The 2,477-nt window shown below is 36.3% G+C and carries 5 protein-coding genes; all 5 read right to left on the reverse strand.

All coding sequences use genetic code 11. The features are described from left to right. Nucleotides 1-64: 64 nt before the first annotated feature. The gene (locus SANK73390_RS15575) at nt 65-511 is read right to left on the reverse strand and encodes a hypothetical protein (protein ID WP_462767062.1); all 447 of its coding nucleotides are present in this window, start codon (nt 509-511) and stop codon (nt 65-67) included. 124 nt (nt 512-635) lie between these two features. Further along, nucleotides 636-1,040, reverse strand: coding sequence for a hypothetical protein (locus SANK73390_RS15580; protein WP_462767065.1), 405 nt, complete (start codon nt 1,038-1,040; stop codon nt 636-638). A gap of 100 nt (nt 1,041-1,140) precedes the next feature. Continuing rightward, the gene (locus SANK73390_RS15585) at nt 1,141-1,596 is read right to left on the reverse strand and encodes a DMT family transporter (RefSeq protein WP_342884748.1); all 456 of its coding nucleotides are present in this window, start codon (nt 1,594-1,596) and stop codon (nt 1,141-1,143) included. A gap of 136 nt (nt 1,597-1,732) precedes the next feature. Beyond that, nucleotides 1,733-2,101, reverse strand: coding sequence for a hypothetical protein (locus tag SANK73390_RS15590; RefSeq protein WP_462767069.1), 369 nt, complete (start codon nt 2,099-2,101; stop codon nt 1,733-1,735). Between the two features lie 113 nt (nt 2,102-2,214). Next, a partial coding sequence (locus SANK73390_RS15595) for a hypothetical protein (protein WP_462767071.1) occupies nt 2,215-2,477 on the reverse strand: 263 nt, incomplete at its 5' end.

The raw sequence follows: 2,477 nt of genomic DNA on the forward strand, positions 1-2,477 counted from the left end.
GCCCAAATACTAGGCTACGTAATTGTTGGCTAAAATTGTGAGCGAAGCGAAACGTAGCCAACTGTTACGTGTCCTTGTTAATTTGCTTGTTAGTGTATTCCAGCTCACTTTTTTTTATGTTTTCTTTATGCTTTAACATATTAAGTTCATGCAGCTTGTTAAAAATAAGTCTGTAATTTACATAACTACCAGCAAATATTGCTGCAAATAAAACAGGAATAGTAGTAAGAACTCCTTTTAAATCACCTACTGTGTCTCGAGATTTTGATAAGGAAAGAAATACCTCTGAAGCACCACGTAAACCATTGCCTGAGTTGGGCTCAGTAGATGCTTCATCAATCAACGATAGCATTGTTCGAGATAAAATTTCACAAATTGATTGAAAAAAATCGGGCATTAAAACATAGATAGAAAACAACACGATAAAAAATATTGAGGTGTTAATAGCGCCAAGCATAGCACCTGCTTTAGCCTCATATGACTTTACGTCTTTCTCAATTGATTCAATCATATAAATTAAACACTCGATCCTTGATGAACACACTAACGCCGCGTTAAGCGGACTATAATTGTGGGTTGAAATGTGTAGCGAAGCGAAACGTAACCCACTGTTTTAGTTCCGTTTAAACGCCTTGTTAGTTGCCTTTTATTAGCGGATTAACAAGATCAAAACTTTTTTCAGGCAAAACCTCTCCTGAAGCTATTCCCAATATAGCTAAATCAAAACGTCCAATAAATTCATGAAGCTCATCATCTGTAACCCCACTTAAAGTTACAATATCATTTTTATTAAAATGTGCTGAAATCATTGTCCATACCGATTTTTGTATGCCGAGAATTTTACCCACTAATTGCTTATCTACACTTTCGTAATTTCTTAACCAGATCGCTAAATCAATTAATTCCTTATGAAGCTTCCAAAATTCTTGAGAATTCCATTCACAATATTCATACAACCTTTCGGAGAATGAACCTTCCCAATCAGGGTGACTTGCAGCATATCTATCGATTTCGTATAAATGCATGGTTATCTCTGGCAACTAACGCCTCATTAAGAGGAAATTTATAGTTGGCTAAAATGTTGAATGCAGTGAAAACAGCCAACTGTAAATTTTCCTGCTTTAATGACTTGTTATGTGCCTATTTCTTAGCAACTAAAAACATACCTACGATTAAAAATAAAGCACCTAAAACACGATTAAATGTAATTTCAATTTTGGGGTACCCAAGCCAACCATTTTGATCTAGAGCTAAAGAAGCAATAACTTGCCCACAAACTATTGAAATAGCTAAAACTAAGGCTCCTAATTTGGGCGCTAAGAATATAGACATGGCAATATTAAAAGCACCAAGTAGCCCACCTAACCAAGCCCACCAAGGTATAGTTTTAAAAGCGTTAGGTTTAAACCATGAATCTCCTTGAATTAATGCAAGAATACCCAGAATAATTGTACCAACCAGAAATGAAATAAAAGCAGCTTGTATAGGGTTACTTAAGGCTTGCCTCAGTTGGGAATTAACCCCAGCTTGAGATGCTAAAGAGAAACCAATGATTAGACTAATTGGTAATAGCAAATACCCACTTAAATGACTCAATTAATTCAACTCCACGATCGTAAATAGTGCTAGGCACATAACGCCCTGTTAATGGGCAAAATATAGTTGGCTAAAATGTTGAGGAACGAAAACAGCCAACTGTATTTTGTCCTTGTTAAACAGCTTGTTAGGTGACTTAGTCAGCACAAATTGCATTTTCTGCAATACCGTTAGCAATCTCGTTATAACAGCTAGGATCACCCAAACCAACTTGGCAAAAACCATTAGCTTTAACTCCATTATCAAGAACTTCTTTAGAGGTACACATACCTTCACAATCAGAACTATCTTGGCAAATTTTTCCGCCATCTGAGTGTAACTTTATACAAGATGGAGTAGCAAACATGCCTACGCTTGCTATAACTTTTCCTTCCATAAGACAGCCGAGGATATCTATCTTACTTAAAGCCTGCTTTCTATTTTGTTCTACCTCTTCATCCATCGTCATAGTGGAAGTACAAGCAGCTAGAAATAATAGCATTAGAATCAGACTCAAGACTTTCATTGATAGGTCACCTAACGCCTCAATCAGAGGCAAAAATCAGTTGGTTAAAATTAGCGACGCAGGAGCAAAACCAACTGTTTTTTGTCCTGCTGAATTGACTTGTTAGGTGTTTTTTATACTGGAGGCCAAGGTCTTATTTGACTATCAATTTGAGCCTCTAGCGACCAATTTAGCGGTTTAAGTTTGATATTGAACCAAGCACAACCGCCTTTAACCCATTTTTCATAAAACATGACATTATCATCGTTTCCATATTCACAGCCACAACAATTACAAATATCGAATGAAGATCTCAACTCAGAAATGGATATATAATTTTCATCTGATTTGAACCCACAAATTGGGCAGTGATTTATTGGCATACTAGAGAAACACC

This window comes from Pseudoalteromonas sp. SANK 73390, assembly GCF_054966645.1.